The organism is Xanthobacter sp. SG618, from assembly GCF_012932745.1.
In the GTDB taxonomy this organism is placed as follows: domain Bacteria; phylum Pseudomonadota; class Alphaproteobacteria; order Rhizobiales; family Xanthobacteraceae; genus Xanthobacter; species Xanthobacter flavus.
The window spans coordinates 543780-569307 of record NZ_JABBHL010000001.1 but is presented as its reverse complement, the minus strand read 5'-3'; the positions used below and the strand labels follow the sequence as shown (position 1 = coordinate 569307).

At 67.9% G+C, this 25528-nt stretch carries 20 protein-coding genes and 1 tRNA gene; 12 read left to right on the top strand and 9 right to left on the bottom strand.

What is annotated here, in order from left to right:
* Positions 1 to 4 precede the first annotated feature (4 nt).
* The 4 genes from FHT36_RS02740 to FHT36_RS02725 form a co-directional block, all read right to left on the bottom strand.
* Positions 5 to 81: transfer RNA gene (locus FHT36_RS02740), tRNA-His, on the bottom strand.
* 170 nt (positions 82 to 251) lie between these two features.
* Positions 252 to 452 (bottom strand): hypothetical protein, encoded by a 201-nt coding sequence (locus tag FHT36_RS02735; RefSeq protein ID WP_169120914.1) that lies wholly within the window; start codon positions 450 to 452, stop codon positions 252 to 254.
* A gap of 49 nt (positions 453 to 501) precedes the next feature.
* On the bottom strand, positions 502 to 1461 hold the full coding sequence (locus tag FHT36_RS02730; RefSeq protein ID WP_169120912.1) for a PDR/VanB family oxidoreductase: 960 nt from the start codon (positions 1459 to 1461) through the stop codon (positions 502 to 504).
* Between the two features lie 101 nt (positions 1462 to 1562).
* The gene (locus FHT36_RS02725) at positions 1563 to 2693 is read right to left on the bottom strand and encodes a nitronate monooxygenase family protein (RefSeq protein ID WP_169121481.1); all 1131 of its coding nucleotides are present in this window, start codon (positions 2691 to 2693) and stop codon (positions 1563 to 1565) included.
* A 96-nt stretch (positions 2694 to 2789) separates the two neighbouring features.
* Here FHT36_RS02725 and FHT36_RS02720 point away from each other — a divergent pair, with 96 nt between their 5' ends.
* The 5 genes from FHT36_RS02720 (at position 2790) to FHT36_RS02700 (ending at position 6622) form a co-directional block, all read left to right on the top strand.
* Positions 2790 to 3620 (top strand): LysR family transcriptional regulator, encoded by an 831-nt coding sequence (locus FHT36_RS02720; RefSeq protein ID WP_169120910.1) that lies wholly within the window; start codon positions 2790 to 2792, stop codon positions 3618 to 3620.
* Between the two features lie 153 nt (positions 3621 to 3773).
* Positions 3774 to 5093, top strand: a complete 1320-nt coding sequence (gene egtB, locus FHT36_RS02715; RefSeq protein WP_246701981.1) for an ergothioneine biosynthesis protein EgtB — start codon at positions 3774 to 3776, stop codon at positions 5091 to 5093.
* Positions 5093 to 6064, top strand: a complete 972-nt coding sequence (gene egtD, locus FHT36_RS02710) for an L-histidine N(alpha)-methyltransferase (RefSeq protein WP_169120908.1) — start codon at positions 5093 to 5095, stop codon at positions 6062 to 6064. The genes egtB and egtD overlap by 1 nt, the downstream gene beginning before the upstream one ends.
* Before the next feature lie 41 nt (positions 6065 to 6105).
* Positions 6106 to 6348, top strand: a complete 243-nt coding sequence (locus FHT36_RS02705) for a hypothetical protein (protein WP_169120906.1) — start codon at positions 6106 to 6108, stop codon at positions 6346 to 6348.
* 25 nt (positions 6349 to 6373) lie between these two features.
* Positions 6374 to 6622 (top strand): hypothetical protein, encoded by a 249-nt coding sequence (locus tag FHT36_RS02700; RefSeq protein ID WP_169120904.1) that lies wholly within the window; start codon positions 6374 to 6376, stop codon positions 6620 to 6622.
* Between the two features lie 10 nt (positions 6623 to 6632).
* On the opposite strand, the gene FHT36_RS02695 is transcribed toward FHT36_RS02700, so the two are convergent.
* Positions 6633 to 6920, bottom strand: a complete 288-nt coding sequence (locus tag FHT36_RS02695; protein ID WP_169120902.1) for a hypothetical protein — start codon at positions 6918 to 6920, stop codon at positions 6633 to 6635.
* Positions 6921 to 7065: 145 nt separating this feature from the next.
* Between FHT36_RS02695 and FHT36_RS02690 the strand changes: the two genes are divergently transcribed.
* The 7 genes from FHT36_RS02690 (at position 7066) to FHT36_RS02660 (ending at position 19544) form a co-directional block, all read left to right on the top strand.
* The gene (locus FHT36_RS02690; protein ID WP_169120900.1) at positions 7066 to 8844 is read left to right on the top strand and encodes a potassium/proton antiporter; all 1779 of its coding nucleotides are present in this window, start codon (positions 7066 to 7068) and stop codon (positions 8842 to 8844) included.
* Between the two features lie 91 nt (positions 8845 to 8935).
* The gene (locus FHT36_RS02685) at positions 8936 to 9259 is read left to right on the top strand and encodes a hypothetical protein (RefSeq protein WP_169120898.1); all 324 of its coding nucleotides are present in this window, start codon (positions 8936 to 8938) and stop codon (positions 9257 to 9259) included.
* 48 nt (positions 9260 to 9307) lie between these two features.
* Positions 9308 to 10507: an aminotransferase gene (locus tag FHT36_RS02680; protein ID WP_169120896.1), complete on the top strand. Its 1200-nt coding sequence runs from the start codon at positions 9308 to 9310 to the stop codon at positions 10505 to 10507.
* Positions 10508 to 10725: 218 nt separating this feature from the next.
* Positions 10726 to 11844, top strand: a complete 1119-nt coding sequence (locus FHT36_RS02675) for an efflux RND transporter periplasmic adaptor subunit (RefSeq protein WP_169120894.1) — start codon at positions 10726 to 10728, stop codon at positions 11842 to 11844.
* 4 nt (positions 11845 to 11848) lie between these two features.
* Positions 11849 to 15007: an efflux RND transporter permease subunit gene (locus FHT36_RS02670; protein ID WP_169120892.1), complete on the top strand. Its 3159-nt coding sequence runs from the start codon at positions 11849 to 11851 to the stop codon at positions 15005 to 15007.
* A 197-nt stretch (positions 15008 to 15204) separates the two neighbouring features.
* Positions 15205 to 17289, top strand: coding sequence for an acyltransferase family protein (locus FHT36_RS02665; protein ID WP_169120890.1), 2085 nt, complete (start codon positions 15205 to 15207; stop codon positions 17287 to 17289).
* A 203-nt stretch (positions 17290 to 17492) separates the two neighbouring features.
* On the top strand, positions 17493 to 19544 hold the full coding sequence (locus FHT36_RS02660; RefSeq protein ID WP_169120888.1) for an acyltransferase family protein: 2052 nt from the start codon (positions 17493 to 17495) through the stop codon (positions 19542 to 19544).
* 34 nt (positions 19545 to 19578) lie between these two features.
* Here FHT36_RS02660 and FHT36_RS02655 read toward each other — a convergent pair whose 3' ends face one another.
* The 4 genes from FHT36_RS02655 to FHT36_RS02640 form a co-directional block, all read right to left on the bottom strand.
* Positions 19579 to 19890: an SCP2 sterol-binding domain-containing protein gene (locus FHT36_RS02655; protein WP_169120886.1), complete on the bottom strand. Its 312-nt coding sequence runs from the start codon at positions 19888 to 19890 to the stop codon at positions 19579 to 19581.
* A 100-nt stretch (positions 19891 to 19990) separates the two neighbouring features.
* Positions 19991 to 21781 (bottom strand): acyl-CoA dehydrogenase C-terminal domain-containing protein, encoded by a 1791-nt coding sequence (locus FHT36_RS02650; RefSeq protein ID WP_169120884.1) that lies wholly within the window; start codon positions 21779 to 21781, stop codon positions 19991 to 19993.
* Between the two features lie 152 nt (positions 21782 to 21933).
* Positions 21934 to 24264, bottom strand: a complete 2331-nt coding sequence (locus FHT36_RS02645; protein ID WP_169120882.1) for a 3-hydroxyacyl-CoA dehydrogenase/enoyl-CoA hydratase family protein — start codon at positions 24262 to 24264, stop codon at positions 21934 to 21936.
* A gap of 10 nt (positions 24265 to 24274) precedes the next feature.
* Positions 24275 to 25420 (bottom strand): thiolase family protein, encoded by a 1146-nt coding sequence (locus FHT36_RS02640; RefSeq protein WP_169121479.1) that lies wholly within the window; start codon positions 25418 to 25420, stop codon positions 24275 to 24277.
* Between the last annotated feature and the right edge of the window lie 108 nt (positions 25421 to 25528).

Sequence of the window (25528 nt, the reverse complement as noted above, 5' to 3'; positions counted from 1 at the left end):
GCGATGGTACAGGTGGGTGGGCTCGAACCACCGACCTCCGGTTCCACAGACCGGCGCTCTAACCAACTGAGCTACACCTGCACGGCTTCCGGCGCGCCGGGCGCCGGAAGAGAGGGCGGAACCTACGCGGGGCGCTCCGCAATTTCAAGGGGGCGAAAGCCACTGGCCACAGCGGCATTGTGCGCGGGGTCAAATCGAGTACCGGCGCGGGCTCGCGCCGGGTCGGCCCGGTCCGGGGGCATTGCCGGGCTTCAGTTGGCGCGGGACGGGATGTCCTCGTCCTGCACCAGTTCCTCGACCTTGGTCATGATGGAGACCCAGGTGCGATGTTCCTCCACCTTCCCGCCGATCTCGAAGCTCTCGGCCATCCGATGGGCGAAGGCGACGCCCTCCGGCCCGTATTGCTCGGCGATGATGAAGGCGGTCCGCCAGACATCTTCCTCGGTCACCATGGGTCTCATCCTTCCTTCGCCCCGGGGCAGCAAGCGCGAAGCGGATTTGTCACAAATCCAACACCAGCAGGTCGCCTTTGGCACGCGAGACGCAGGCCAGGAACCAGCCCTGTTCCTTCTCCTCGGGTTTGAGGCGCTTGTCGCGGTGGTCCACCTCGCCCTCCAGCACCTTCACCTTGCAGGTGCCGCAGGCGCCCTGCTCGCAGGAGGTGGGGATCTTCACGCCGGCCTCTTCCATGGCGGTGGAGACGGAGCGGTCGCCGGGGATCTTGATGACCTTGCCGGTGGAGGCGATCTTCACCTCGAACACCTTGTCCAGCAGCGGAGGAGGCGCCTTGCCGGTGAAGCGCTCCACATGGATGCGGTTGACGCCGAAGCCCTTCTGCTGCGCGCTGGCGATGATGGGGTCGAGCCACCAATCCACGCCGCACAGGAAGAGGTGCGTGTCATCGGGCCGGTCCCCAAGAAGGTTCGCGGCGTTGAGGCGTGGCTCGGTGGCCTCGAAATAGAAGGTGGTGTTGGCGGCGAAGGCGGATGCCTCGATGGTGGACTTGAACGAGCCCGGCGAGCCGCCCGCGAAGAGGTAATGGAACTCGAAGGGGATGTTCTTCGCCTTGAGGTGATCGGCGATGGAGAGGATGGGCGTCGCGCCGATGCCGCGGGCGAACAGCAGCGCGCGCTTGGTGTCGCGCGGCACGGCGAAGCGGTTGCGCGGGGTGCCCACCGCGAGGCGGTCGCCCTCGTTCACCTGCTGGAACATAGCCTTGGAGCCGCCGCGGCTGTTGGCGTCCTTCCACACGCCGATGACGTAGCGATGGCGCTCGCTCTCGCTGTTGATGAGCGAATATTGCCGCACCAGACCACCGGGGATGCTCACATCCACATGGGCGCCCGCCGTGAAGGCCGGCAATTCGCCGCCCTCGGCGGGGATCAGCTCGAAGGAGGCCATGTTTTCGGCCTCGATCGTCTTCTTGGCCACGATCACCGGGCTCAGGGCATCGTCCGACATCGCATCCTCCAAACCATCCGCACAGGAACGCTGAGGGGAGGAGGTGCAAACGTGGGGCCAATTTCGCTGCGGTGCGGGAGATGGTGTCCGCGTGTGGCGGTTCAGGCGAGCCGCGCCAGCGCCTCCTTGGCGAGCTTGCGCGTGAGGTCGGCGGCCGGCAGGCGCGGGCTCAGGGCGGCGGACTGGCCGCACCAGAGGTTGGTGAAATCGTCCCGGCCCTCGGCCTCGGCCTTCGCGCGCAGCGGGGCGAGGGCACCGCCGGAGGTGGGGAAGGCGGATGCCTCCGGCGCGATGGGGCCGACCTCGCGCATGACGCGGTTCATGATGCCACGCGCGGGTCGGCCGGTGAAGATGTTGGTGAGCGCGGTGCTCTCGTCCGTCGCCGCCTCCAGCGCGGCGCGGTGGACGGCGGGCACCTTCGCTTCCGGAGAGAACATGAAGGCGGTGCCGATCTGCACCGCCGAGGCCCCCAGCGCCAAAGCCGCCACGATGCCCCGCGCATCGGCGATGCCGCCGGCGGCGATCACCGGCACCTTCACCGCATCCGCCACCTGCGGCACGAGGGAGAAGGTGCCCACCTGCCGGGCCACATCCTGCCAGCTGATGGGCGTCTGCGAATAGTCGCCGCCGAGGAAGAGCGCGCGATGGCCACCCGCCTCGAAGCCCATGGCGATGATGGCATCGCAGCCGCGATCTTCCAGCCAGCGGGCCTCGGCCACCGTGGTTGCGGACGAGATGATCTTCGCCCCCGTCGCCTTCACCCGGGCCACGAGGTCCGGCGCCGGCAGGCCGAAATGGAAGCTCACCACCTCGGGCCGCACCTCTTCCACGACGGTGCAGAAGGTGTCGTCGAACGGGGCACGGGAGGGGGATGGTGTGCTGGCGGCGGGGTCCAGCCCGGCCTCGACATAATAATCGGCCAGCCGCGCCCGCCAGCGCATTGCCCGGGCCGGGTCGTCCTGCGGCGGGCTGTGGCAGAAGAAGTTGAGGTTGAGCGGCTTGCCGGGCAGGCCGGCGCGGATCTTCGCCACCGCCGCCTTCAGATCATCAGGCGCGTACATGGCGCAGGGCAGGGATGCGAGGCCGCCGGCCGCGCCCACCGCGATGGCGAGTTCCGGCGAGCCGGGGCCGGCCATGGGGCCGAGCAGGATGGGATGGGCGATGCCGAACAGATCGAGGATGCGCCGGTCCGGCCAGCGGGCGGCAGCTTCGGTATTCAGGGCATCGGTCATGGCGTCGGTCTCCCGCAGGGTGGCCGCCATTATCGCTCTTCCGCCAATCATTGAAATTGAAACATTCTGATATTATCGTTCACTTCTGATGATGGAATGACGATGATTGACCTGCGCGATTTCCGCTTCCTGGAAGCCGTGGCCGAGACCGGCAGCGTCACCCGCGCTGCCGGTCGGCTCGGCTGCGTGCAGTCCAATGTCACCACCCGCCTGCGCAAGCTGGAGGACCGGCTGGGACAGAAGCTGGTGGAGCGCATCGATGGGCGCATGGTCCCCACCGCCGCGGGCGCGCTGGCGCTCGATTATGGCGCGCGCATCGTCCGCCTGTCGGAGGAGGCCGAGAAGCGGCTGCGCTCGGCGGCCGAGGCCTTTCCGCCGCTGCGCCTCGGCACCATGGAGACCACCGCCGCCGTGCGCCTGCCGCCGCTGCTGAAGGCGGCGCGGGCGAAGCTGCCGGACCTGCGCCTGTCCATCACCACCGGCACCAGCGGCGAGCTGGTTGCGGCGCTGGGACGGGGCGACATCGATCTCGCCTTCGTGGCCGAGGAGGCGGCGGAGGCGCGCTTTGCCAGCGTGCCCCTGTTCGAGGAAGAGCTGGTTGAGGTGCTGCCCATCGGCGGCGCGGCGGAGGCGGCGGCCGTCGTTTTCCGGGCCGGCTGCTGCTACCGCGCGCGCTTCGCCGAAGCGTTCGGCGACCTGCCCTTGCTGGAGCTTGGGACGCTGGATGGCATCATGGGCTGCGTCGCCGCGGGGCTCGGCCGCACGCTGCTGCCGGCAGCGGCCGTGGAGCGCTGGCGCCGGGCGGGGGAGGTGGAGACGCGCTCCCTTCCCGCCGGGCGGCGCCTTGTGCGCACGCTGGCGCTCTTCCGTCCCGCGAGCCCGTCCCGCCGCTCCATCGATGCCCTCGTCGGCCTCGCCGGCGTGTGAGCAGGGGCGCCTTTTTCCATCGCCTCGCAAGATCGTGCGCAGGGCGGGTGTAACGGCGAAGGTCCGCCGCACGAACACGGCCGTAGAAACCACACGCGCGCTCCGGCGTTAAAGTGGGAGGCGGTTCAGGTCGAACCGGTCGAGCGAGGAACAATGAACAAGCCCTGGAACCCGCTCGCGATGCCGCAGCCTTCCTCATCCGCCGCCACCGGGGACACCGGGGACACCGGGCGCGGCGCCGCGATTGCGTGTTTTCTGAAGGTGCGGGGACAGACCGAAGCGCTGGCGCGGGATCTCCATCCCGAGGATCAGACAGTGCAGTCCATGCCGGATTGCAGCCCCACCAAATGGCATCTCGCCCATGTCTCGTGGTTTTTCGAGACCTTCCTGCTGGTGCCGCATCTTCCCGGCTACAGGGTCGTTAACGCGGACTTCGCCTTCCTGTTCAATTCCTATTACGAGGCCGCCGGCCCCCGCCACGCTCGCTTCGCGCGCGGGCTCATCACCCGCCCCACGGTGGATGAAGTGGCCGGCTATCGCCGCCATGTCACCGAGGCCATGACCGATCTTCTGGCCAGCACGGACGAGGAGGCCTTCGCCCGCCTCGCGCCGCTGGTGGAGATCGGCATCAACCACGAGCAGCAGCATCAGGAATTGATCTTGATGGACATCCTGAACCTGTTCGCCGCCAATCCGCTGCGCCCCGCCTATCGGCCTGGCGGTCCGGTGGCCCGGGGACAGGCGGCTGCGCTCGCTTTCCTCGACTATCCCGGCGGCATCTTCGAGATCGGCTATGCCGGGGAGGGGTTCTCCTATGACAATGAAGGGCCGCGCCACGAGGTGCTGCTGCGCCCGTTCCGCCTCGCCTCCCGGGCCGTGACCAACGGCGAATGGCTCGCCTTCATCGCGGATGGCGGCTATCGCCGGCCGGACCTGTGGCTGGCGGACGGCTGGGCGCGGGTGAAGGCGGGGGAATACGAGGCGCCGCTCTATTGGGAGCTGCACGACGGGGACTGGCAGGCGTTCACGCTCAATGGCCTGAGCCCGCTCGATCCCGCCGCGCCGGTGGTGCATGTGAGCTATTACGAGGCCGACGCCTTCGCCCGCTGGGCCGGCAAGCGCCTGCCCACGGAAGCCGAGTGGGAAGTCGCCGCGCGCGGCCTGCCGGTCGCCGGCAACTTCCTCGACAGCGGCGCGCTGCGCCCGCTTCCGGCGGCCACCGACGATCTGCCCGCGCAGATGTTCGGCGATGTCTGGGAATGGACCCAGAGCCCCTACGTGGCTTATCCGGGCTACCGCCCCGCGCCCGGCGCGCTCGGCGAATACAACGGCAAGTTCATGTCGTCGCAGATGGTGCTGCGCGGCGGCTGCTGCGCCACGCCTGAGGGCCATGCCCGGGCCACCTACCGCAATTTCTTCTATCCCCACCAGCGCTGGGCCTTCGCCGGCCTGCGCCTTGCCGAGGATGCCTGATGCGCGCTTCGACCCTTCTTCGCGCCGAACTGAGCCCGCAGACCCCCGAGCGCGCCGCCTTCCGCGCCGACGTGATCGAGGGGCTGTCCGCCAGCCCCAAGCAGCTTGCGCCCAAGTATTTCTATGACGAGGCCGGCTCGCGCCTGTTCGATCTCATCTGCCGCCTGCCCGAATACTATCCCACCCGCACCGAGCTTGGCGTGCTGAAGGCCCATGCGGGTGACATCGCCGCCCTCGCTGGGCCGGGCGCCAGCCTCGTCGAGTTCGGCTCGGGATCGAGCGTGAAGGTGCGCCTCCTGCTCGATGCGCTGGAGCGGCCGGCCGCCTATGTGCCCATCGACATTTCCGGCCCGCACATGCGCGCCGCCGTCGCCGCGCTGGCGCGGGATTATCCGACCGTCGCCATGACGCCGGTGGAGGGTGATTTCACCCGGCCGCTGGAGCTGCCTCACCTCGGCGAGGGCGGGCGGCGCATCGGCTTCTTCCCCGGCTCGACCATCGGCAATTTCACGCCGGCGGAGGCCGAGGCATTCCTGACCCATGCGCGGCAGTCGCTGGGCGCTGGCGCGGCGCTGGTGCTCGGCTTCGATTTGCCGAAGGAGCGCGCGGTGCTGGAAGCCGCCTATGACGACCATCAGGGCGTCACCGCCGCCTTCAACCTCAACCTGCTGACGCGCATTAACCGCGAGCTGGGCGCCGACTTCGACCTCGCAGCCTTCCACCACCGCGCGCTCTTCAACGAGGCCGAAAGCCGCATCGAGATGCATCTGGAGAGCCGTGCCGCGCAGACGGTGCGGCTCGACGGCGCGCGCTTCACGTTTGCGCCCGGCGAGACCATCCACACGGAGAACTCCTACAAGTACGCCGCCGCGCGCCTGATGGGCATGGCGCAGGCCGCCGGCTGGCGTCAGGCCGCGCTCTGGACCGACCCGCGCGGGTGGTTTGCGGTTGCGGTGCTGGAAGCGGTGTGAGCCGGGAAACAAACCGGCTTCCGCCTCGTTAGTCCTCCACCATGGCACGCTTCTGGGAAACCGAACTCCTCCGCCCCATCTGGCTCCACGACGGCTCATGGCTGGCGACGGTGGGCGATTGCGGGCGCGTCCTGCTGCAGCGGTTCAGCGAGGGGGAGAAGGGGCCCGAGCTCGACTCGGCCCTCAAGGCGCTCATCGGTGCGGCCGAGGCAGGACGTCCGGAAGATGTGGCCTTCGCCGAGCGGCAGGTGCGCCTCTTCTTCCAGGTCCGCGCCTTGCTGTGAGGGCAGGCGGAAATGCGGCCATCATGTGACCGCGATCATCGGGTATATGTTCGCGATGATCTGCGCCGAATGTGACCGTTGCCACCGCCGCTCCATCCTCTCGCCGCGCGGCGAGGAGGAGGGCAAACTCGAAAACTCCAGCGAAACCGCTCCGCTCGCCTTGCGCTGCGACCTGTGCGGCAGTCGCCGGGTGCGGCTCGTGCGCGTCGCGTCGCCGTTCGAGGCCGTGGCCTTCATCAACGGCCGGCTGGCGACGGATCGCTCCGGCGGATAATTCAAGCGATTTAGGAGAGCATCAGGCCCGGCTCGGAGCGGCCATTGCGATACGAACGCTCGGAAGCGCCGAAGCCGTGGAGTGAGCCGCTGGAGTAGAGGGCGCCGTTCTGGATGCTGCGCCCCTCGGCATCGAGGGCATACACGCCAACCCAGGTGCAGTGATCGCCGTCGTCGTCCGCCATTGCGAAGGCAAGATCGCGATCGAAGCAGACGGTTTCACTCTGGAGGAGAAGTTTCCCCTCTTCGCTTACCATCGCCATGACAAGATAGGCGTTGGGGGTGCGGCTAGATGTCATTCGCGTACCTTTCCGCCCCCGGATCGGTCCTTTTGCAATACAGAATTGGTAATTCCACACCGCGACACTAGGAACCTTACGCCTTAGACGAACGGCGCGCTACTGTTACGTTCTGGATTCGAGGAGGGTGAGGCGTTTCGAGCACATGGGATCGGTTGTCGTCTCCAATATCGTCCTTCTTGTGGTTGCGGCTCTGGTTGTGGTTGGCACGTTGTCCAGCCTGCTCGCCGCCCGCTTCGGTGCGCCGATCCTTCTCGTCTTCCTCGTCGTCGGCGTCGCCGCCGGTGAGGGGGGGCCGGGTGGCATCCATTTCGACGACTATTGGGCCACCTACATGGTGGGCTCCGCCGCGCTGGCGGTGATCCTGTTCGATGGCGGCCTCCGGATGCGCGTCGCGTCCATGCGCGGCGCCATCCTGCCCGCCGTTGGGCTCTCGACGGTGGGCGTCGCCTTCACCGCCGCTCTGGTGGCGCTGGTGGCCGCGCCGCTTCTCGGCCTCGGCTGGATGGAAGCCCTGCTGGTGGGCGCCATCGTCGCTTCCACCGACGCCGCGGCGGTGCTGTTCCTCGTGCGGGCGCAGGGGCTGCATCTCGGCCGGCGGGTGGGCTCGGTGATCGAGATCGAGTCGGCCACCAACGATCCCGCCGCGGTGTTCCTTACCGTCCTGCTGGTGGAACTGCTCACCAGCCACCTGGCCGACCCCGGCCTCATGGTGGTGTTCGGTGCGCTGCGCGAGATGGTGGTGGGCGCGGTGCTGGGCGTCGCTGGCGGCTATGCGCTCGTGGCGCTGCTCAATCGCGTGGACCTGCCGGGCGGGCTCCATCCGGTGATGGTGGTGGGCGTGGCGGTGCTGCTGTTCGCGCTCACCTCGCTGCTGCACGGCTCCGGCTTCCTCGCCGTCTATCTCGCCGGTCTGGTGGTGGGAAACCGGCCGGTGCGGGCCATCGCCTCCATCACCTCGTTTCTCGATACCATCACCTGGCTCTGCCAGATCGTGATGTTCGTGATGCTGGGCATGCTCGTCTCGCCCGAGAAGATCCTGCAATACGCCCTGCCGGCGCTGGGTGTGGCGGCCTTCCTCATCCTCGTCGGGCGGCCGGCGGCGGTGTTCGCCTGCCTCGCGCCGTTCCATTTCTCGCTGAAGGAGAAGCTGTTCGTCTCCTGGGCGGGCCTGCGCGGGGCGGTGTCCATCTTCCTGGCGACCATTCCCATGCTGGCGCACCTGCCCATGGCCGAGGTGTATTTCAACGTCGCCTTCGCGGTGGTGCTGGTCTCGCTCATCCTGCACGGCTGGACCATGGCCTATGCGGCGCGGCGGCTCGATGTGGCGCTGTCCGATCCCGATCCCGGCGTACGGCGCTTTGAGATCGACCTGCCGGGGCAGACCGACATGGAGCTGGTTGCCTATCCGGTCATGGCCGCGACGCCCGCGGTGGGGCAGGCGCAGCTTCCCCCCTGGGCGCGCCTCGTGATGGTGGTGCGGGCCAACGAGACGTTGACGCCCGAGGCGGCCGGTCCGCTGAAGGCGGGGGACTATGGCTACCTGCTGGCGCCGCCCAAGCGCGTCCACCAGCTCGACCGCATGTTCCGCCCGGAGGAGACCACGCCGCTGGACGACAGCGCCGCCTTCCCCTTCGTCGGCGAGGTGCGGCTTGGCGATCTCGCCAGCTTCTACGGCCTCGCCGTGCCGGACAGCGAACTCGGCCTCACCATCGCCGACGCCTTCGCCGACCGGTCCGACGACCAGCCCGCGCCGGGCATGCGCATCGCCTACGGGCATGCGGTGATCGAAGTGCGCGGCGTGACGGACGGGCGGGTGACCTATGCCGTGCTGCGGCTGGAGGCGGGCCGGCTCAAGCGCTCCATCGCCCGGGTCCGCCGTCTGCTCGGTTTTCCCCCGGAGCAGGATGAGGACGACGAATAGGGGGCGAAGTCGCGCCTCCGTCATGTTCATGCCGCGAGCGTGGGCGAGACAGGGCCGCCGTTGAAGTCGACCGTACACGGAGATCCACTGGATGCGACTGTTCATGCGCCGCCGCGGCGAGGCGGGCCCCGCCCTCGATGCCTCGCGGACCCTCGCGGACCTGGTGCGCACCACCCTGTCGCTGGAGGAGGAGGCCACCGTCTCCGTCTCCGAGATTTCCTGCGGTGATCCGGCCTGCGGCGGGGCCGAGACGGTGGTGTTGGTGATGCGCCCCGGCCGCCGCACCGAGGCCGCCAAGGTGCTGATGCCCATGGCGCAGGTGACGCCGGAGGCTCTGCTGGCGGCGCTCCGGCCGCTGATGCCGGGGGAGGCGGGGGTCTCCACCGGGCTTTCCGAAGGCGCCGGAAGGGTCTAAAGGGCGCTGGCCCGCTGGGCCCCGACCCCTTGCCATCGCGAATTTCCCATGTCCCATCCGCAATTTACGCCCCGTCCGCTTAATCCCATCTATGCCGGGCTGCCCACCACCATCTTCGAGGTGATGTCCGGGCTCGCCCGCACCCATGAGGCGGTGAACCTCGGCCAGGGGTTCCCGGACGATCCCGGCCCCGAGGACGTGCGCCGCAAGGCGGCCGAGGCGGTGGTGGACGGCTGGAACCAGTATCCGCCCATGATGGGCCTGCCCGAGCTGCGCCACGCCGCTGCCGCGCATTATCGCCACTGGCAGGGGCTGGAGCTCGATCCAGACGCGGAAGTCATGGTGACCTCCGGGGCCACCGAGGCGCTGGCCGGCGCGCTCTTCTCGCTCATCGAGCCGGGCGACGAGGTGGTGCTGTTCCAGCCGCTCTATGACGCCTATCTGCCGTTGGTGCAGAGGGCAGGGGGCATTCCCCGCCTCGTGCGGCTGGAGCCACCCTCCTGGGCCATGACGCCGGAGAAGCTGGACCAGGTGTTCTCCGAGCGCACCAAACTCGTCCTGTTCAACAATCCCCAGAACCCCACCGGCGTCGTCTACGACCGCGCGCAGATGCAGCTCCTCGCCGACTATTGCGTGCGCTTCAACGCCTATGCAGTGTGCGACGAGGTGTGGGAGCACGTGGTGTTCGACGGCCTCACGTTCGAGCCGCTGATGGCGCTCCCGGGGATGCGCGAGCGCACGGTGAAGATCTCCTCCGCCGGCAAGATTTTCGGCATGACCGGCTGGAAGGTGGGCCTCGTCTTCGCCGCGCCGCATCTCATGAAGGTGCTGTCCAAGGCCCACCAGTTCCTCACCTTCACCACGCCGCCGAACCTGCAGGCGGCGGTGGCCTACGGGCTCGGCAAGCCGGACGATTATTTCACCACCATGCGCGCCGGCCTCCAGCGCTCCCGCGACCGCCTCGCGGCGGGGCTGAAGGAGCTGGGCTTCGAGGTGCTGCCCTCGCGCGGCACCTATTTCCTCTCCATCGACCTCGCCGCCCAGGGAAACGCCCGCGAGCCCAACGCCTTCGACGACGAGGCCTTCTGCCTCGATCTCGTGAAGACCCGTAAGGTCGCGGCGATCCCGGTTTCCGCTTTCTACGCGGAGGATGCGGTGAAGAGCGTGGTGCGCTTCTGCTTCGCCAAGCACGACGCCACCATCGACCGGGCTCTGGCGCATCTGGCCGATCTCGCGCGCAAATCCTGACCCAAGGTCAAGTTAAGCGCGGGCTTGGCTGTTCACGAATGCGTCATTACTGTCACTTCCATCGCGCAAGGCGTGACAAAAGCTTAATTGGACCAGAGCGCTGAATTGTTGTTGCATCGCGGCGCGAACGGTTCTGACGCTGCGGAGTTTCGAGGACATTCATGCCAGCCGAGAATGCACCGGGTAGCGCGAAGAGCGGCGGATCGGCCGGCCGCAAGATGGTCCTCGCAGTCCTGTTTCTGGCCCTCCTCGGTGGCGGGGCGTGGGTCTGGGACAAGAAGCCGTGGCTCGCCGCCAGCGGGCAGAAGGCCGCGCCGCCGCCGCGCGTGGTCGCGGTGCTCGCCGGCAAGGCGGAGCGGACCTCCCTGCCGGTGCGCGTGGAGGCTTTGGGCACGGTGGAATCCATGGTCACGGTGCCGGTGCGCTCGCGCGTCGCCGCCGCCGTGGAGAAGGTGGGCTTTGCCGACGGCGCGACCGTCAAAGAGGGCGACCTCCTCTATCAGCTCGATCCGCGGGTGATCGACGCGCAGATCCTGCAGGCCGAAGCGACCCTCAACCGGGACAAGGTCCAGCTCGAAAAGAACCTGCGCGACGTGGAGCGCTATGCCGGCCTTGCCACCCGCAACGCGGTCTCGCAGGTGCAGGTTGACGATGCCCGCACCACGGCCGACGTGCAGAAGGCGGTGGTGGCGCAGGACGAGGCCAACCTTACGGCGCTCAGGGTGCAGCGCGGCTATTACGAGATCCGCTCTCCCGCCACCGGCCGCATCGGCGTGTCCTCGGTGCGTCCCGGCACGGTGATCCGCGTGGACGACACCCTCGCCACGGTGCGCCAGCTCGCGCCCATCTATGTCGCCTTCGGCCTGCCCGAGCGCTACATCGCCGGCCTCAGGGCGGCGAAGGATGCCAAGGTGTCCTTCACAATCCAGGGCACGGGTGAAACCATCTCCGGCGGGACCGTGGCGGTGATCGACAACACCATCGAGCCGCAGACCGGAACCCTCACCGCCCGCGCCATCTTCCCCAATGCCGACGAACGGCTGTGGCCGGGCGCCCTCGGTGCGGTGACGGTGACGCTGCGCATCGAGGACAACGTGGTCGCGGTGCCGAGCGAAGCGGTGCAGAACGGGCAGGACGGCCCGTTCGTCTTCATCGTCGACGACGGCATCGCCCATGTGCGGCCGGTCACCGTCACCCGCACGGTGGACGGGCGCAGCGTGATCGCCAAGGGGCTCGACGGCGGCGAGACCGTCGTCACCGATGGCCAGCTCTCCCTGCGCGAGGGCAGCCGCGTGAGCGTCCGCACCCGCACCGCTGTGCCGGCCACCGGGAGCTGAGCCCATGTTCTCCGAACTGTGCATCCGCCGCCCGGTGATGACGACGCTGATCATGCTGTCGCTCGTGGTGGCGGGCCTGTTCGCCTATCGCCAGCTTCCCGTCGCGGCGCTGCCGCGGGTGGATTTTCCCACCATCAACATCTCGGCCAGCCTGCCGGGCGCCAGCCCCGAGACTATGGCGACCTCGGTGGCCACCCCCATCGAGCGCCAGCTCGCCACTATCGCCGGCATCTCCTCGCTCACCTCCTCGTCCACCCAGGGCTCCACGTCGATCACCGTTCAGTTCGACCTGAACCGCAGCATCGACGCGGCGGCCCTCGACGTGCAGTCGGCCCTCTCCGTCGCCCAGCGCCAGCTGCCCGACGAGATGACCACCCCGCCGAGCTTCCGGAAGGTGAATCCCGCCGACGCGCCGGTGATCCTGCTCGCCATCTCCTCGGACACGCTGCCGCTGTCGGCGGTGAACGAATATGCCGACACGCTGATCGGCCAGCAGATCTCCCAGTTGCCCGGCGTGGCGCAGGTGCAGATCTACGGCTCGCAGAAATATGCCGTGCGCATCCGGGTCGATCCCGCCGCCGCCGGCGCGCGCAACATCTCGGCCGACGACATCCAGCGCGCGGTGGAGGCGGCGGCCTCCAACACGCCGCTCGGCATCGTCTCCGGTCCGAAGCAGGCGCAGACCATCGACATGGGCACGCCCAAGGCGGACGCCTCCCAGTTCCGACGGGTGGTGGTGAAGGCGCGCGACGGCTCGGTGGTGCGGCTCGAGGAGATCGCCGTCGTCTCGGACGGCGTGGAGAACGAGCGCGTCGCCAGCTGGTTCAACGACCGCCGCGCGGTGGTGCTGGCCGTGGTCCGCCAGCCCGACGCCAACACCGTGCAGGTGGTGGACGAGGTTCGCAACCGCTTGCCCCAGTTCCGCGCCCAGCTTCCGGGTTCCGTGGGCATCGAGGTGCTGAACGACCGCTCCGTCTCCGTCCGCGATGCAGTGGCGGACGTGCAGAAGACCCTGTTCGAGGCCATCGTCCTCGTGGTGCTGGTGATCTTCCTGTTCCTGCGCAACGTGCGCGCGACGATCATCCCCTCGCTGGCGCTGCCTTTGTCCATCATCGCCACCTTCGCGGCCATGTGGGGCTTCGGCTATTCCATCAACAACATGACGCTGCTGGCGCTGACGCTGTGCGTCGGCTTCGTGGTGGACGATGCCATCGTCGTGCTGGAGAACATCTATCGCCACGTGGAGGCGGGGGAGAGCCCGTTCCGCGCGGCGCTGCGCGGCTCGCGCGAGATTGGTTTCACCATCATCTCCATGACGCTGTCGCTGGTGGCGGTGTTCATCCCCGTGCTGTTCATGGGCGGCGTGGTGGGCCGGGTGTTCCGCGAGTTCGCGGTGACAATCTCGGTGGCCATCCTCGTCTCCGGCTTCGTCTCCCTCACGCTCACGCCCATGCTGTGCGCCCGCGTGATGAAGCCGGTGGACCACACCAAGAAGCCCGGTTGGTTCTTCCGCGTCACCGAACGGATGTTCGACTCTTGGCTCAACGCCTACCGGGTGAGCCTCGATTTCGTGCTGCAGCACAAGCCCTTCATGCTGGTGGTGACGTTCGCCACCATCGGCCTGTCGGTCTATCTCTACATCGTCATCCCGAAGGGCTTCTTCCCGCAGGAGGACAACGGCTTCATAACCGGCACGGTGGAGGCGGCGACCGACAGCTCCTTCGCCGCCATGGTGGAGCGCCAGAAGCAGGTGGCGGACGTGGTGCGCGCCGATCCGGCCGTGGACTATATCGTCTCCACCGCCGGCGCCACAGGCAGCAGCCGCACCACCAATACCGGCCGCCTGTTCATCGCCCTGAAGCCCAAGGGCAATGGGCCGGGCGAGCGCGTGGGCTCAGCCAACGACGTGATCCAGGGCCTGAGGAAGCGCGTTGCGCAGGTGCCCGGCGTCAACGTCTTCTTCCAGCCGGTGCAGAACATCAACGTGGGCGGCGTCGCCTCCAAGAGCCAGTATCAGTACACGCTGCAAAGCCCGGACACGGAGACCCTCTACGCCTTCGCCCAGACGATGGAGCAGCGCCTTGCGCAGCTTCCGGGCCTCAGGGACGTGACTTCCGACCTCCAGATCACCAATCCCCAGCTCACCATCGAGCTGGACAAGGACAAGGCGGCGGCCCTCGGCATCACCGAGCAGCAGCTGCGGGATGCGCTCTACACCCAGTTCGGCACCCGCCAGATTGCGACGCTCTACACGCCCACCAACCAGTTCGCGATCATCGCCGAGGTGCAGCCCATCTTCCAGCGCGACCCGAGCGACTTGGGCCGCGTCTATCTGCGCACCAGCTCCGGCAATGTGGTGCCGCTGGAGACGGTGGCGAACATCAAGCGCACGGTGGGCCCGCTCTCGATACAGCACCAGCAGCAGCAGCCGTCCGTCACCATCTCCTTCAACCTGGCGCCGGGCACCTCGCTCGGGCAGGCGGTGGAGGAGATCAATGCGGCGGCCGCCGAGGCACGCGTGCCGGACAGCGTCATCCCCGGCTTCCAGGGCACCGCGCAGGTGTTCCAGGATTCGCTCTCCAACCAGCCGCTTTTGATCCTGGCCGCGGTGGTGGTGATCTACATCGTGCTGGGCGTGCTCTATGAGAGCTTCATCCACCCCATCACCATTCTCTCGGGCCTGCCCTCCGCCGGCATCGGCGCGCTGCTGACCCTGATGGCGGCGGGGATGGAGCTGTCGGTGATCGCCATCATCGGCATCATCATGCTGGTGGGCATCGTGAAGAAGAACGCCATCATGATGATCGACGTGGCGCTGGAACGGCGGCGCGCCGGGGCGGCGGCGCAGGACGCCATCCGCGAGGCTGCGCTGCTGCGTTTCCGCCCGATCATGATGACCACGCTCGCCGCCATCTTCGGCGTGCTGCCCATCGCGATCGGCGCCGGAGCCGGCTCCGAGCTGCGCCAGCCCTTGGGCGTCGCGGTGGTGGGCGGCCTGCTGGTGTCGCAGCTGCTCACGCTGTTCATCACGCCGGTGGTCTACCTCTATCTCGACCGGCTGGACGCCATCGTTCACCACGCTGTCTCCGGCCGGCACGAGGACAAGGCCCATCCCGCGCATCCGGTCCCGCCGGTGCCGCCGGAGCGGATGGCGGCGGAGTAGGGGGCTTCTGCCACCCCGACGCGCATGCTGGTGGGTGCTACCTCCCGGTGTTGCACTCGCGCCCCATGACAAAATGATTAAGGAACCGTGACCATTCCTCGCCTTGCGAGGAATTGCCCCAACGTCGCCTCTTTGTTATCCCGCCTGTGGCGAGGTTTGCGCGCGGGCGGCTGCGCGCCTTGATCCGGGGGCGGGGCATGAATCTCAAGTATCGGCCGGATATCGATGGCTTGCGCGCCGTCGCGGTCGTGGTGGCGCTGCTGTTTCACGCCCACATTCCCCCGTTTCGCGGCGGCTTCATCGGCGTCGATATCTTCTTCGTCCTGTCTGGCTACCTGATTACCTCCATCCTGTACAACGACATGATGAAGGGCGAGTTCTCGCTCGTCGATTTCTACGACCGCCGCATCCGGCGCATCTTCCCGGCGCTGTTCGTCGTGCTGCCGGTCACCACCTTCATCGCCGCCTTCCTCCTGATGCCGCGGCAGATGGTGCTGTTCGCGCAATCCATCATTCCTTCGGCCCTGTTCTATGCCAACATCCACTTTCAGGGCCTGATGAACTATTTCGGCCCCCAGGCCGACGAGACGCCGCTGCTCCATCTGTGGTCGCTGGCGGTGGAAGAGCAGTATTACATTTTCTTCCCGCTGCTCATGTTCGCCTTCCTCAAAACCGGCGGGCGGGTCGCGCTGGGCCCGCGGCGGATGGCGATCCTCGGCTTCCTCATCATTGCCGTCGTCTCCGGCGTCTATGCGGAGCTGAGCGCGCGCACCCAGCCCACCGCCTCCTTCTTCCTGCTGCAGAGCCGCGCCTGGGAATTGCTGGTCGGCGCGCTGCTGGCGCTGGTGCACATGCCGAAGGTGTCGGAGAAGACGGCCAACTGGATCGGCGTGGCGGGGCTGCTCGCCATCGTCGTCCCGGTCTTCGCCTACAGCCATGACATGACCTTTCCGGGCCTCTCCGCCGCGCCCATCGTGTTCGGCACGGCGGCGGTGATCTATGCCGGCACCATCAACCCCGCGGGCTATGCCAACTTCCTGCTCAGCCGCCCGAAGGTGGTCTATGTGGGGCGCATCTCCTATGCGCTCTATCTCTGGCACTGGCCGCTGCTGGTGTTCGGCAAGACCTATATGGGCCGCGCGCTGACCTATTTCGAAGCCGGCGGCATGCTCATCGTCGCCTTCATCTTCGCCTCGCTGTCGCTGAAATATGTGGAGACGCCGCTGCGCCACGCCGGCTCGCTCGGCGGCAAGCGCCGGGGCCGTTTCGCAGCGGGCATCATGGCCATGGCCATGACGCTGGCCGTGGGCGTGCTGTTCGAGCGGCTGGGCGGCGGCTTCTATCCCATCTCCCCGCTGGGTGCGCGTGCCGAGGCGGCCATGGAGGACAGGAGCCCCTTCAGCCGCTCCTGCAACAACTCCCCCAAGGGCTTCAGCGCCGCCGTGCTGAACCCGGCCTCGGCCTGCTCGGTGGGCCCGGGCGCGGCCAAGGGCGAATATGACGTGGTGGTGTGGGGCGATTCCCACGCCGGCGCCTCCTTCATCGGCATCGCCGAGCAGGTCGCCGCCCTCGGCCACACCGCCCGGCTCCAGACCATGGCCGGCTGCCCGCCTTTGATCGGCGGACAGGCCCATCGCGACGACATGCCGAGCTGGACCTGCACCGCCTTCAATGCCGAAGTGCTGCAGGAAATCCGCCGCATCAAGCCCAAGGTCGCCGTGCTGGTGGGCCGCTGGGCCATGTGGACCAGCAAGGCCGGCCCGGCCTTCACCCTCACCTCCGACGAGGTGCCGGGCGGCGGCGTGCGGTCCAAGGAGGTGAGCCAGAAGGTGTTCGCCCACATGCTGGACCGCACTCTGAAGGACCTCTCCGACCTCGGCATCCACGTGGTTCTGGTGGGCCAGACGCCGGAATTCGGCCGCTCCCCCGGCCGCTGCGTGGCCGAGAAGGAGTTCTACAACCGCAGCAAGCTCGGCAATTGCCTGGAGCTGCCGAGCGCGGCGGCGGACAAGGTGCTCGGCATCAGCAACCAGATGATCGCCAAGGCGGCGACGAGCTTCCCCGGCACCACCACCTTCCTGCTGTCGGACGTGTTCTGCCGGGACGGGACCTGCCGCGCCGGCGACGGCGAGAAGTTTTTCTACTTGGATGCCGACCACCTCTCGGCCACCGGCGCCCACCACATGAGCCAGGACCCCGCGCTGCGCACGGCTCTGCTCAAGGCGCTGGGCGAGGGCGGCAACACCAGCGCCGCGCTCGCCCCGGCGACGGCCAAGGACTGACCGGGGGCGCCGGTTCCCACCTCCCCCCTGCGGCCCCGCTTTTCCTGAGCTGGAGCGTGGCCGCGCGGAACCGCAGCGAACGTTGCGTCAGCCCCGGATGGGCGGCGCGGCGGGCTTCCGCGCGATTTGCCCAAGCCGGATTTTGTCGGTAAGCGGTCCCCGCGGGGGCGTGCGCGTAGGGCGCGCCGATCAAGGACACCAGGATGAGTCTGGCCTACCGGTCCGACATCGACGGCCTTCGGGCCATCGCCGTCGGCAGCGTGGTTCTGTTCCATGCACGCATTCCGCCCTTTACCGGGGGCTATATCGGCGTCGACGTCTTCTTCGTCATCTCCGGCTTTCTCATCACGTCCATCCTCCATCAGGAGATGACGGCGGGCACCTATTCGCTGGTCGATTTCTACGATCGCCGCATCCGCCGCATCTTCCCCGCTCTGTTCCTGATGATGGCGGCGACGACGCTGTTCGCCGCGCTCATCCTGATGCCCCGGCAGATGCAGGGCTATGTGGGCACGCTGGTGCCCTCGGCCCTGTTCTTCGCCAACATCCATTTCGAGAGCCTGCTCAACTATTTCGGCCCCGCAGCCGACGAGGTGCCGCTGCTGCACCTGTGGTCGCTGGCGGTGGAGGAGCAGTTCTACATCTTCTTCCCGCTCGTCCTGTTCGTGCTGATGAAGCTGGGCGGGCGCCGGGTCGCGGTCGGGGTGCTCGCCCTCATCGCGCTCGGCTCGCTCGCTTATGCCGAGAGCATCGTGGAGACCGAGCAGTCGGCCGCCTTCTTCCTGCTGCAGAGCCGGGCTTGGGAGCTGCTGGCCGGATCGCTCCTCGCCATGGTGACGCTGCCGCGCCTGCCGGAGAAGGCCGCGTCATGGCTCGGCATCGCCGGGGCGCTGGCCATCGTCGTCCCGGTGTTCGCCTATGGCAAGGAAACCGTCTTTCCCGGCCTCTGGGCCCTGCCGCCGGTGCTGGGCGCGGCGGCGATCATCCTGTCCGGCGGATTCGCGCCGAACGGCATCGTCGCCCGCGTGCTCAGCCTGAAGGGCATGGTGTATGTGGGCCGCATCTCCTACGCGCTCTATCTGTGGCACTGGCCGATGCTGGTGCTCATCGCGATCTGGAAGGGGCGGCACACCACCTATATCGAATCCGGCATCGTCATCCTGGTGGCCGGCATCATCTCCGGCCTGTCGCTGAAATATGTGGAGGCGCCGCTCCGGCGCGGCAGCGCGCTGGGCGGGCGCCGCCTGATGCGCATCGGCGCAGGGGCCTGCGCCATTCTTCTCACCGTGGGCGTAGCCCTGGCGCTCCAGAAGGCCGGCCGGGGCGTGTTCCCCATCTCGCCGCTTGGCGCGGCGGCGGAGGCGGCGGCCGACGACCGCAGCCAATTCCAGCGCACCTGCAACAACAACGCCCGCTTCTGGACGCCGGACCAGATGCAGCCCATCGCCACCTGCGCGCTCGGGCCGGGGGCGGCGAAGGGCAGCTACGACGTGCTGGTGTGGGGTGATTCCCATGCCGGCGCGACCTTCCTCGGCATCGCCGAAATGGCAGAGAAGCTGGGACTCACGGCCCGGCTCCAGACCATGGCCGGCTGCCCGCCGCTCGTGGGGGGCATCGCGCGGCAGGATCATAACAACGGCGTCGTCTGCGCCAGCTACGTCGCCGCCGTGATGGACGAGATTCGCCGCATCAAGCCCAAGGTGGTGGTGCTGGTGGGCCGCTGGTCCATCTGGACGACGCGGTCGAGCGCCGGCTTCTCCCTCATCAGCAGCGAGATTCCGGGCGGCATGACGCGCGACCGGGCCACCAGCAAGCAGGCGTTCGCCCACATGATGGAGCGCACCGTCGCCGAACTGCGCCAGATCGGCCCGCAGGTGATCGTGCTGGGCCAGTCGCCGGAATACAAGCCGGCCCCGGCCGGCTGCGTCGCGACGCGCGAGTTCAACAGGACGGGCGGTGCCGAAGGCTGCATGAGCCAGCCGCGCGCCAGCGCGCTCGACATGGTCGGCTTCGGCAACGACGTCATCACGGCCACCGCAAGCCGGCATCCCGGCGTCTCGGCCTTCCGCATGGCGGACATCTTCTGCCGGGACGACCGCTGCACCGCGGGGGAGGGCACGCGCTTCTTCTATGTGGACGGCGACCACCTTTCCGTCACCGGCGCGCGCCATGCCGCCGAGGACAAGGCGCTGCGCCAGACGCTGATGCAGGCGCTCGCCGCCGGTGGGGCGACCACCGCGACGGCGAACGACTGAGGAGAGAATGGGTTGCGGGCCTTCTGGCCTCGGCTCAGTCCTTGTCGAGCAGGCCGGCGAGCTTCAGGGCGACGCCCTGCGAGCCTTCCACCTTCAGCCGGCCGGTGGAGAAGGCCATCATCGGCCCGATGCGGCCGGTGATGAGCTTGTCCAGCGTGTCGGTGGAGAGCTTCAGCACCGCATCGGCCTCGCCCGTGCCTTCACCCACCTCGACGCTGCCGCCGGTGGCATCGAGCAGGATCGCCTCGCCCGTGTCGCTGAGATCGAAGCGCACCTTGTAGCCGAGCTCGGAGAGGGCTTCGGCGCGATCGCGGATGGCTTCGACGAGGGAGGCGAGATCGGCCATTGGGTCTTCCTGGGCAGGCGTCCGTCCCCCGGGCTGCGGAAGCGGGAGGCGGAGGAGAAGGGAAAGCCGCCGCGGCAACATCCACCGCGGCGCGCGGTATTCAGAACATGGCCTCATCGAGCGCCATCATGGACCCCTTGCCGGCCTTGATGGAGCCCCACAGGGCGGCCACGTCTGGCAGCAGCTTCTCCATGAAGAAGCGCGCGGTGACGATCTTGGCATCGTAGAAGGCCGCGTCGTCCGGGTTGGAGACACGCTTCTCGTAGGCCACTTCCGCCATGCGCACCCACATGTAGCCCAGCGCCACGAGCCCGAACAGCCGCAGATATTCGGTGGCGGCGGCGCCGGCCTCCTCCGGGTCCTTCAGGCCCTTCTCGGCGATGTGGGCGGTGGCGAGCTGGAGCGCGCCGAACGCCTTGGAGAGGGGCGTGATGAGCGGGCCGAGATTCTCGTCGTCCAGCTTCGCATCCATGTAGTTGAGCACGGGATGGAAGAAGGAGCGCAAGTAGCGGCCCATGTGCGCCGGCAGCTTGCGGCCCACGAGGTCCAGCGCCTGCACGCCGTTGGTGCCCTCGTAGATCATGGCGATGCGGGCATCGCGCACATATTGCTCCATGCCGTGGTCGCGGATGTAGCCGTGGCCGCCATAGACCTGCATGCCCATGGAGGTGGCCTCGAAGCCGAGATCCGTGAACAGGGCCTTCACGATGGGCGTCATCAGCGCCGTGAAGTCCTCGGCGCGCTTGCGCTCCTCCGGATCTTCCGCCCGCTCCATCAGATCGAGCGCGCGGGCGATCCAGCCGGCGAGCGCCCGGCAGCCCTCATTGTAGGCCCGCATGGTCATCAGCGTGCGGCGCACGTCGGGATGGACGATGATCGGGTCGGCCGGCTTGTCCGGATGCTTGGCGCCAGAGAGGGCGCGGCCCTGCAGGCGCTCCTTGGCGTAGACCACGGCCGCCTGATAGGCAGCTTCGCCAAGGCCGAGGCCCTGCGTGCCCACGGAGAGGCGCTCCGAATTCATCATGGCAAACATGGCGCGCATGCCCTTGTGGGGCTCGCCGACCAGCCAGCCGGTGGCCTCGTCGAACGACATCTGGCAGGTGGATGAGCCGTGGATGCCCATCTTGTGCTCAATGCCGGTGCACAGCACGCCGTTGCGCGGGCCGACCGAGCCGTCTTCCTTCGGCAGGAACTTGGGCACCAGGAACAGGGAGATGCCCTTGATTCCCTTGGGCGCGTCCGGCAGGCGGGCGAGCACGAGGTGGACGATGTTCTCCGTCATGTCCTGCTCGCCGGCGGAGATGAAGATCTTGTTGCCGGTGATCTTGTAAGAGCCATCTCCTTGAGGCTCCGCCTTGGTGCGCACGAGGCCGAGGTCGGTGCCGCATTGCGGTTCGGTGAGGCACATGGAGCCGGACCACACGCCATCCACCATCTTGGGCAGGAAGCGGTCCTTCAGTTCCTCGGAGGCGTAGGCCTTGAGCGCCTGATAGGCGCCGTGGGTCAAACCGGGGCAGATGCCGAAGGCGAGGTTGCCCGAGCAGAGCATCTCCTCCACCAGCTTGTTCACGCTCGCCGGCAGGCCCTGCCCGCCATATTTGGGATCGCAGGCGATGCCGTTCCAGCCGCCTTCTCGGAAGGCGGTATAGGCCTCCTTGAAGCCCTTGGGCGTGCGCACCACGCCGTTCTCATAGGTGCAGCCCTCAAGGTCGCCCGACTGGTTGAGCGGCGCGAGCACCTCGGTGACGAACTTGCCCGCCTCCTCCAGCACCGCATCGATGAGGTCGGGCGAAAGCTCCTCCAGCCCCTTGAGCTTGCTCAGCTCCTCGCTGCCGTGCAACTCGTGGAGGACGAAGCGCATGTCGCGCAGCGGGGGGGTATAGACCTGCATGGCGTTGGCTCCCGTTTTGGTTTCTCCCCTCTCCCCTTGCGGGAGAGGGGGCGGGGGTGAGGGGGCGGCCGCCTGCTCCGGAGCGTTGTGCCCGGCGGAGCCATACCCCTCACCCTGACCCTCTCCCGCAAGCGGAGAGGGGATTCCTTCGCTCAGTTCCTGAGCGGCCGGCCCGTTTCGAGCACGTGCTCGATGCGGTCCAGGGTGGCGGTGGTGCGGATGAGCTTCATGAAGCCTTCCCGCTCCAGCTCCAGCACCCGCGCCGCCGGCACCGGGGCGATGTGGTCGGCATCCCCACCCGTGAGCACCTCGGCGAGGGCCGCGGAGACCACCTTGTCGTGCCGGGTCGCCAGGCCCTTCTTGGCAAAGCCTTCCACCGCCATGTCCATGGCCGCCTTGCCGGAGGGGCCGGGCAGGAAGAACTCCACGGGCTTGGGCGGTTGGTAGCCATCCACCATGGACAGGGCCTTCGCCTTGGCGTCGGCCAGGAGCCGATCGCGGTTCATGGTGATGCCGTCGCCCTCGCGCAGGAACTTCAGTTCCTTCGCCTCGGCGGCGGACTTGGCGACGGTGGCGGTGGAGACCGTCTCGAACACCTTCGAGGGGGCCGGCATGGGTCCCTTCGGGAATTTCGGGTCGGCCGCCCAGCGCTCCAGCATGGCGGTGCAGCCGCCCCAGGCCGGCAGAACCCCGACTCCGCACTCGACAAGCCCGATATAGCTCTCGGCATGGGCCTGAACGGCACCGACATGCAGCAGAATCTCGCACCCGCCGCCGAGGGCCAGGCCGGACGGCGCCGCCACCACGGGGAAGGGCGCGTACTTCACGTCCTGATAGGTCTTCTGTCCGGCAGCGACCAGCTTCTCGACTTCGCCGAAGGCGCCGATGTTGCAGGCAAACAGAGCGAGGCCGAGATTGGCGCCGACGGAGAAGTTCGAGCCCTCGTTATAGATGACGAGCGCCTTGTACTTGTCCTTCACCAGCTTCAGAGCCTTGGCGAGCATCGTGATGATGCCCTCGTCCAGCGAATTGCTCTTGGAGGTGAATTCCAGGCACACCACGCCGTCGCCAATATCCCACAGGGCAGCAGAGCCATTCTTGGCCAGCGGCTGGGACTTCAGCTTGATGTCGGCGAGCAGCAGCACACCTTCGGGCCGGACGATATCGCGGTAGGTGCCATCCAGAGTAAGGTATTGGCGCTGGCCGTTTTCCACCCGGTAGAAGGGCCTGTCGGCGGCGAGCGCCAGCAGCGGCGGCACCTCTCCCCCATCCGCCTTCAACAGCGCGATCAGGCGGGCCGCGCCGATCTTGTCGATCAGCTCGAACGGACCGGATTTCCAATTATATCCCAAGCGCATGGCATCATCGATGGCGACGATGTCATCGGCTGCCTCGGGCACGAGGCGCGCGGCATAGGCGAGGGTGCGCACCATGACGGAGCGGGCATAGCGCCCGCCTTCGCCGGGGGCGGAGAGGAGGGCGAAGAGATCCCGCCCGCCGCCATCCTCAAGCTCCGCCACCTGCGCCTTGGCCTGCGGGCGATAGGTGCCGGTGGAGAGGTCGATGGCCTCCTTGAGCTTCTGGCCGCCCTCGCGGTTGAGCCGGTAGAAGCCGCCCTTGCCCTTGCGGCCGGTGTAGCCGGTCGAGATCATCTTCTCGATCAGCGGCTCGTCGCGAAGCGTTGCGTGGAAAGGGTCCGTGGCGGGAAGCGCCCGCTTCAGCGAGCCCTGGACGTGGGGCATCAGATCGAGGCCCACGAGGTCGATAAGGCCGAACACGCCGGTCTTGGGAAAGCCGAACGGCCGGCCCATCACCGCGTCCGCATCCTCCACTTTCATGCCCAGCGCGAAGGCCTCGCCCACCGCCAGCTGCAGCCAGTAGGTGCCGAGCCGGTTGGCGATGAAGCCGGGTGTGTCCTTGCACATCACCACCGTCTTGCCGAGCTTCACGTCGGCGAAGCGGGCGACGGCAGCCACCGTGTCCGGGTTCGTCTCCGGGCCGGAGACGATCTCCAGAAGTCGCATGTAGCGGGGCGGATTGAAGAAATGGGTGATGAGGAAGTCGCGGCGGAAGCTCTCGGGCAGTCCCGCCGTGAGGTCCGCCAGCGGAATGGTCGAGGTGTTCGAGGACACCGCCGAGCCGGGCCGGCGCGCCGCCTCGATCTTCGCGTAAAGCGCCTGCTTGAGGTCGAGGCGCTCGATGATGGCCTCGATGATGAGGTCGCAGTCGGCGATGTCGGCGAGGTTGTCCTCGATGTTGCCGGGCTTCACCAGCTTCGCCGCAGCCTTGGACATGAAGGGCGCGGGATCGGCCTTCAGCAGCTTCTCCACCGCCTTCTCGGCGATGGTGTTGCGGTTGGCTGCACCCTCGGGAACGATGTCGAGGAGCAGCACCTCCACGCCCGCATTGGCCACATGGGCGGCGATTCCGGCGCCCATGACGCCGGCGCCGATGACGGCGACCTTCTTGATTTCAAAGGACATCCGGCCCTCCTCAGACGCGCTCGAGGACGGTGGCGATGCCCTGTCCGCCGCCGATGCACTGGGTGGCGAGGGCATACTTGCCGCCTTCGCGCTTCAGCAGCGCGGCCGCCTTGCCGACGATGCGCGCGCCGGTGGCGCCGAGGGGATGGCCGAGCGCGATGGCGCCGCCATCGAGGTTCAGAACCTCGTCCTTGATGCCGAGCTCCCGCTGGCAGGCGAGGGCCTGGGAGGCGAAGGCCTCGTTCAGCTCCACCACCTCGATCTCGGACACGTCGATGCCGGCGCGGGCCAGCGCCTTCTTGGTCGCGGCGACGGGGCCGATGCCCATGATCTCCGGCGCGCAGCCGGCCACCGCCACGCTGCGGATGCGGGCGAGGGGGGTAAGGCCGTTCTTCAGCGCGTAGTCCTCGGAGCACACCAGCACGGCGGAGGCGCCATCGGTGAGGGGAGAGGCGGTGCCGGCCGTCACCGTGCCATGCTCGTCGAAGGAGGGCTTCAGGGCGGCGAGGGCCTCGGCCGTCGCATCGCGGCGGATGCAGCCGTCCTGATCGACCGTCTTGTTGACCTTGCCGTTGGCCTTGATGGCGACGATCTCGTCCTTGAAGAGGCCTTCCGCTTCGGCCTTCGTCGCCTTCTGATGGCTCTTGAGGGCGAAGGCGTCCTGGTCAGCGCGTGTGATCTGCCACTTGGCCGCGACATTCTCGGCGGTCTCGCCCATGCCCATGTAGGCCTGCGGCATGGACTTGTAGAGCGCGGGGTTGGGCATGGGGTTGAAGCCGGTCATGGGCACGCGGCTCATGCTCTCGATGCCGGCGCAGATGAACACTTCGCCCGCGCCGAGCTGGATCTGTCCGGCCGCGTTGTGCACCGACTGCATGGAGGAGCCGCAGAAGCGGTTCAGCGTCACGCCGGCGACGCTCTCGGGCAGGCCGGCGATCATGCCGATGAGGCGGGCGATGTTGAAGCCCTGCTCGGCTTCGGGGAAGGCGCAGCCGACGATCAGATCCTCGATGTCCTCCACCTTCACGCCGGTGCGGGCCACGAGCTCGGCCACCACTTGGGCGGCAAGATCATCGGGGCGCACGCGCGCCAGATCACCCTTCTTGGCGAGGGTGAAGGGCGAGCGGGCATAGCCTGCAATCACGACGTTTCGCATCGGCGCGTTCATTGGGCTCTCCTGCCTGTCCATTGTTGTCGTCCGCCGCTTTGGTGCGGCGGGTTTTCGCGGTTGTTCGCCGCCGCTTCACGCGTCGGACGTAACGGG